Genomic DNA, 6,000 nt, shown 5'->3' on the forward strand with positions numbered 1-6,000 from the left:
GTCCGCGTTTTCTTTCCCCAGGTCGTGGCGCTGTCCGCGTTTTCTCTCCCGCACCGGACCGGCACCCGGACCCGCGCGGGGGCCCCGCGCTAGATGCTCCGCCCCGGCCGGTACGCCGGCAGCCCGGCCAGCATCACGACGGCGAGGGCGAGCATGACGCCGTACCCGGCGCCGAAGCCCCCCGTGAGGTCGCGGAGCACCCCCAGCACCAGCGGGCCGAGGGCGCCCGCGAGGTAGGCGACGAGGATGACCATGGCGCCGAGCCGGGCGCCGTCCGCCTGCGTGTGGGTGACGTCGGTGATGAGCACCAGGCCCAGGGCCGATCCGCCGCCGACACCCATGCCGAAGAGGGTCATGGTCGGGAGGGCGAGGCCCACGGGGTCGACGAGGAGCATGACGATGCCGACGACGGTGCAGCCGAGCACGATCCCGAGCAGCGGGCGTCGGTCGCGGGTGTGGTCGGCGAGGGCGGGCAGCCCCAGCATGGTGACGACCTGCACGACCTGGAAGACCACGAACATCGACGCCGCCTCCTGGGGCGCGAGGCCGTGGCTGACGTAGAGCGGCGTGATCCAGGCCAGGCCGCTGAAGCCGATGACCATCTGCGAGGTGGTGAAGGCGACGACGAGCCATGCCGTGGTCGACCGCCAGGGCATGCGGTGGTCGACGAGGACGGCGGCGGCCGGGTCGACCGCGTCGCGGCGGGGGCCGCGCAGGGCCGGGGTGAGCAGCAGCCAGAGCGCGGCCGTGGCGGCGCTGACGGCGCCCCAGAAGGCGAGGGCGGGCCGCCAGCCGCCGAGGCCGGCGGACAGCGGCACCGCCGTGCCGGCCGCCACGGCCACGCCGAGCGCGAGGCCGGTCGAGTAGATGCCGGTGGTGAGTCCCCGGATGCGGGGGAGGTGGTGGGCGATCAGTGCCGGCATGAGCGCCGAGCAGCCGCCCATCGCGGCCCCGGCGAGCGCCGCGCTGCCGAACAGCAGCGGCGCGCCCAGGGGCGCGAGGCGCAGGAGCCCGGCCAGCGCGAGCACCAGCATGAGCAGTCCCGTCGCGAGCTCCGACCCGATCCGTGCCGCCAGCCGTTGCCCGAACGGCGCGGAGAGACCCATGCAGGCCACGGCCACCGACGTCAGCAGCCCGGCCTCGGTGCTGGACAGCCCGAGGTCGCGGTCGATCTCGTCGATGAGGGGCGGCAGGGATCCCATCGTCGCCCGCAGGTTGAGCCCGACGACCGCCACGAGGCCCACGACGACCGCCACGGGCAGGCGGGAGGGGCGCGGGGCGTCGAGGTCCCGCGCGGGGGCCGGGGCGGGGAGCGGTGCCTCGCTCACCCCGCGGGCTCGAGGGTCCGCGCCCCCTGGGCCTCGGTGACGGCCGTGCGGAAGTCGAGCATGCGCTTGGCGAGGCCGAGGAGCACGACGCCGACGAGCAGGCCGTCGCGGTCGTGGTAGCCGACCGCCGCCTCCCCGTGGAGGTCGCCGTCGAGCACCCGCACGTCGTCGTGGCCGAGGTGCGGCACGCCGAAGGACTGCAGCCGCACGCCGTACTGCTCGCTCCAGAACGTCGGCAGCGGCGCGAACGGCTTCTCCGGGACCGGTGCCTCGCCGCGGATCCCCGCGAGCAGGCTCGCCGCCGCGTGGGCGGCCATGTCGGTCGGCATCGTCCAGTGCTCGACGCGCAGCGGGGCGTCGCCGTAGCCCGCCACCGGGAAGCGGGCGACGTCCCCGACCACGACGACGTCGAGGACCGGGGTGCCGTCACGCAACGGGTGCAGGTCGGCGTCGCACCGCACGCCGTTCGCGAGGTCGAGACCGGTCCCGGCGAGCGGCTCGACGTTGGCCTGCGAGCCGACGGCCTCGACGATCACGTCCGCGGCGATGCTGGCCCCGTTGTCGAGCACCACCTCGAGGTGCTCGCCGGCGTCCTCGATCGCGGCGACCGAGCGGCCGAGCGCGAACCGCACGCCGTGGGCCTCGTGCCGACGCTGCACCTCGCGGGCCACGAGGTCGCCCAGGGGGCGCTGCAGCGGCGCGGCGAGCGGCTCGACCACCGTGACCTCGCAGCCGAGGGTCACCGCGGTCGCGGCGACCTCGCAGCCGATGAACCCGCCGCCCACGACGACGACGCGGGCGCCGGGCGCCAGCTCGGGGGCGAGCCGCTCGGCGTCCTCGATCGTGCGCACGGCGTGGCGCCAGCGCAGCTCGCCGCCGAGGTCGAGCCGCCGCGAGCGGACGCCCGTGGCGACGACGAGGCCGTCCCAGTGCACCTCCTCGCCACCGTCGAGCCGCACGACGTGACCGTCGAGGTCGACGGAGGCGACGCGGGTGCCGAGGCGCCACTCCACGCCCTCCGCCGTGGCGGGCCGCTGGCGGAAGGGCAGGCGGTCGCGCGCCATCGTGCCGCGCAGCACCTCCTTCGACAGCGGCGGCCGGTTGTAGGGCGCGTGCTGCTCCTCGCCGATCACGAGGAGACGGCCGGTGTGCCCCGCCGCGCGCAGCCGCTCGGCGGCGCGGAGGCCGGCGAGACCGGCACCGACGACGACGATCGTGCTCTCCAGGGATGTGGCCGATGTGGTCACGGGACGCTCCTTCGCAGGGGGGTACGGCGGGGGTCAGGCGGGTGCCGGCACGCGCGCCGCGGCACGGCCCGCGCGGTAGCCGAAGACCATCGCCGGGCCGAGGGTGCCGCCGGCACCGCCGTAGACCATGCCGGTGGGCGCGGCCATGACGTTGCCCGCGGCGTACAGGCCCTCGATGACGGCGCCGTCGACGTCGAGCACGGCACCGTCGACGTCCGTGCGCGGGCCGCCCTTGGTGCCGAGCGTCGAGCTGAGCAGCTCGACGGCGTAGAACGGGCCCTCGTCGAGGGGGCCGAGGGTCGCGCCGCGGCCCGGGTACTGCGCGCGGTCGCCGCACCACCCGTCGTACGCGCTGTCCCCGCGCCCGAAGTCGTCGTCGTGCCCGGCGGCGACGAGCCCGTTCCACCGGGCGACGGTCGCCTCGAGGGCGTCCGGTGGCACGCCGATGACGGCGGCGAGCCCAGCGAGGGTGTCGGCGCGGTGCACGACGTCCGGCACGGGGGCGCCCGGGGCGTTGCCGAAGCAGCCGTAGCGCGTGGCGAAGCCGTGGTCGAAGACGAGGTGCGCGGGCTGGTTGGCGTAGCGGAAGCTGGTCGGGTCGAACGCGTGGAAGGCGCCGCCGAGCGCGTTGTAGTTGGCGGCCTCGTTGGTGAACCGCACCCCCTGGTCGTTCACCATGATCGAGCGGGGGAGCGTGCGCTCGCGGAGCACGAGGAAGACGTCGTGGCCGCCGTCGGCGCGACGGTCGCCCAGACGCACCACGGGCACCCACCACGCCTCGCGCATGTTGCCCAGCCGGGCGCCGACGCGCATCGCCATCCGCAGTCCGTCGCCCGTGTTGGTCGGCACGCCCGGCGGGGCGGTCATCGGACCACGGAGGAAGTCGCGCACCAGGTCGGCGTCGTGCTCGAACCCGCCGGTCGCGAGCACCACCGCGCGGGCGTGCACGCGGCGTACCGGTGCGTCGGGGGCGTGGGCGTCCTGCAGCTCGACGCCCACGACGCGGTCGTCCTCGGTGAGCAGGCGGGTCGCCCGCCATCCCGTCTCCGGGACGGCGCCCCGGTCGAGACAGCCCGCGAGCAGGCTGCCGACGAGGGCGCGGCCGAGCCCCTCGAGCCCCGCGGACTCGCGACGCGCGAGCTCGTCGGGTGCGATGACGCCGGTGCCACCGCCGGTCGGGGTGTCGGAGACGTTCATGCGGCGGGGGGTGCCGACGACGCGGTCGCTCCAGCCGGGCACCGCGTCGAAGGAGAAGAGGGCGGGCTCCAGGGAGCGGCCGCCCTGCGGCTTCCCGCCGGGGTGCTCGGGGTGGTAGTCGGGGAACCCCGCCACGAGCTGGAGGTGCAGCGGCGTCGCGGTCTCGATCCAGTCGACGACCTCGTCCACGGAGTCCACGAAGGCCGCGGCGAGCTCCGGCAGGATCATGTCGTGGGAGAGGGCGCCGAGGTAGGCGAGCGCGTCCTCCCGCGAGTCCGCCACCCCGGCGGCGCGGGCGGCCGGGTTGGCCGGCAGCCACACGACCGCGCTCGAGAGCGCCGTCGTGCCACCGATCTTGTCCGCCTTCTCGACGAGGGCGACGCGCGCGCCGGCGTCCGCCGCGGCGAGCGCGGCGGTGAGGCCGGCCGCGCCGGTGCCGAGCACGACGACGTCGACCCGCTCCGTCCCCGTGGGCTCCGTGGTCTCCGTGGGCTCCGTGGACTCCGTGGACTCGGTGGGTTCCGGGGGCACGGCGTCCCTCAGCCCTGGTCGGAGTGCGCCGTGGCGTCGGGGGCGAGCAGCCGCGGCCCCGGCGTGAACGTGGCGGGGATGCTCTGCCAGCCGGTGTTCGTGCCCTGGTGCGGGTAGCGGACGAGCTTGTCGACGTCCACGACGTAGTCGCCCATGCGGCCGAGGATCTGCGAGAGCAGCTCCTTCGCCATCGCGCGGCCGAGGTTGGAGCCCGCGCAGCGGTGGGCGCCGATGCCGAAGGCGGTGTGGCGGTTGGGCCAGCGCTCGATGTCGATCTCGTCGGGCGCGTCGAACTGGGAGGCGTCGCGGTTGGCCGACCCCCAGGCGATGAGCACGCGGTCGCCCTCCTGCATCGCGGCGCCCTGGAACTCGACGTCCTTGGTCACGGTGCGGGCGAGCGCCTGGGTGGGGGAGAAGAAGCGGAGGAACTCCTCGAGCGCCCGCTCGAGCTTCTCGGGGTGGTCGATGAGGTCCTGGCGGACGTCCTGGTGCTGGTAGAGCCAGACGACGGTGTTGCTGACGAGCGACGCGGTGGTGCCGACGCCGCCGGAGAGCAGCAGGTCGACCATCGCGAAGACCTCGTCGGCGGTCACGGGGCGGCCGTCGACCTCCTGCTGCACGAGGTAGCTGATGATGTCGTCGGTCGGCGCGGCGGTGCGCTCGGCGATGACGCCGCGCGTGACCTCCTCCAGCATCGGCAGGTCGACCTTGACGGCCTGGTCGAACTCCTCGGTCCCGGGGACCGCGACGAGGAGGGCGTGGAACGCCGTGGCGTAGGTCTTCCAGTGCTCGATGGGCAGCCGAGCCAGTCGACGGTCACGATGGCCGGCACGCCGATGACCGAGGTCATGTCGCAGGAGCCGGTCTCGATGATGTCGTCGATGAAGGCCGTCACGAAGTGCTTGACGATCTTCTCCATGCGGTCGACGGCGGCGGGCGCGGTGATCGGGTTGATCAGCTTGCGCCACTTCTTGAACTCGGGCGGGTCGACCTCGATGGGGATGTGGAACGGCGCCGGCGTCTTGGGGATGACCACCGAGAGGCCTTCGCCGCCCGACGAGTTGCGCGCCGACGAGAACGTGTAGTCGTCGCGCGCCGCCTCGAAGACCGCGTCGTAGCCGGACAGCACCCAGTAGCCTCCGTGGGCGTCCGTCCAGGCCACGGGGTGCTCCTCGCGGAGCTTCCGGTAGGAGGCCGCCGGGTCCTCCGAGTGCGTCTCGGAGTTGTGGTCGAAAGTGACCACGGGGGTGCGTGCGGCTGTCTCGGTCATCGTCGCGTTCCTTCGTCCTCGGGTCGATCACGGGGTCGATCTGGGGTCTTCCGCCGAATGTGATCATGGTTATACTCGATTGCGACGATGTCAACCGCATCACACTCGGACGGACCCCCAGGAGATCGCCATGCACGTGAAGGTCGACGACGACCGTTGCCAGGGCCACGGCCTCTGCCGCATCAGCGCCCCGGACCTCTTCTTCGCCCGCGAGGAGGACGGCAACGCCTACGTGAAGAGCGAGACCGTGCCCCCCGGCCGCGAGGACGACGCGGCGATGGCGGCCGACAGCTGCCCCGAGCTCGCCATCGAGGTCGACTGACGGTGCTGCGGCTCGGCTCGGGGTCGGCCTACGCCGACGACCGGCTCGACGCCGTCGCGGCCATGGCGGCGAGCGGCCGGGTCGCCTACCTCGGCTTCGACTGCC

Annotated in this window: 6 protein-coding genes; 1 reads left to right on the forward strand and 5 read right to left on the reverse strand. The window is 74.3% G+C overall.

Annotated elements, in window-relative coordinates; all coding sequences use genetic code 11:
* Positions 1-89 precede the first annotated feature (89 nt).
* From PIR53_20570 to PIR53_20590, 5 genes are read right to left on the reverse strand one after another with little or no spacing between them, the layout of a single operon-like run.
* On the reverse strand, positions 90-1,328 hold the full coding sequence (locus PIR53_20570; protein ID WZH52392.1) for an MFS transporter: 1,239 nt from the start codon (positions 1,326-1,328) through the stop codon (positions 90-92).
* Complete coding sequence (locus PIR53_20575) at positions 1,325-2,575, reverse strand: FAD-dependent oxidoreductase (GenBank protein WZH52393.1); 1,251 nt, start codon at positions 2,573-2,575, stop codon at positions 1,325-1,327. The genes PIR53_20570 and PIR53_20575 overlap by 4 nt, the downstream gene beginning before the upstream one ends.
* Before the next feature lie 33 nt (positions 2,576-2,608).
* The gene (locus PIR53_20580) at positions 2,609-4,303 is read right to left on the reverse strand and encodes an FAD-dependent oxidoreductase (GenBank protein ID WZH52394.1); all 1,695 of its coding nucleotides are present in this window, start codon (positions 4,301-4,303) and stop codon (positions 2,609-2,611) included.
* A gap of 8 nt (positions 4,304-4,311) precedes the next feature.
* Positions 4,312-4,998 carry a cytochrome P450 gene (locus PIR53_20585; protein ID WZH52395.1) on the reverse strand — a complete coding sequence of 229 codons (687 nt, stop codon included), beginning with the start codon at positions 4,996-4,998 and terminating at the stop codon, positions 4,312-4,314.
* The gene (locus tag PIR53_20590) at positions 4,893-5,573 is read right to left on the reverse strand and encodes a hypothetical protein (GenBank protein ID WZH52396.1); all 681 of its coding nucleotides are present in this window, start codon (positions 5,571-5,573) and stop codon (positions 4,893-4,895) included. The genes PIR53_20585 and PIR53_20590 overlap by 106 nt, the downstream gene beginning before the upstream one ends.
* 130 nt (positions 5,574-5,703) lie before the next feature.
* Between PIR53_20590 and PIR53_20595 the strand changes: the two genes are divergently transcribed.
* Positions 5,704-5,895, forward strand: a complete 192-nt coding sequence (locus PIR53_20595) for a ferredoxin (protein WZH52397.1) — start codon at positions 5,704-5,706, stop codon at positions 5,893-5,895.
* Positions 5,896-6,000 lie beyond the last annotated feature (105 nt).

Origin of the sequence: Nocardioides alkalitolerans, from assembly GCA_038184435.1 — a bacterium.
In the GTDB taxonomy this organism is placed as follows: Bacteria; Actinomycetota; Actinomycetes; order Propionibacteriales; family Nocardioidaceae; genus Nocardioides; species Nocardioides alkalitolerans_A.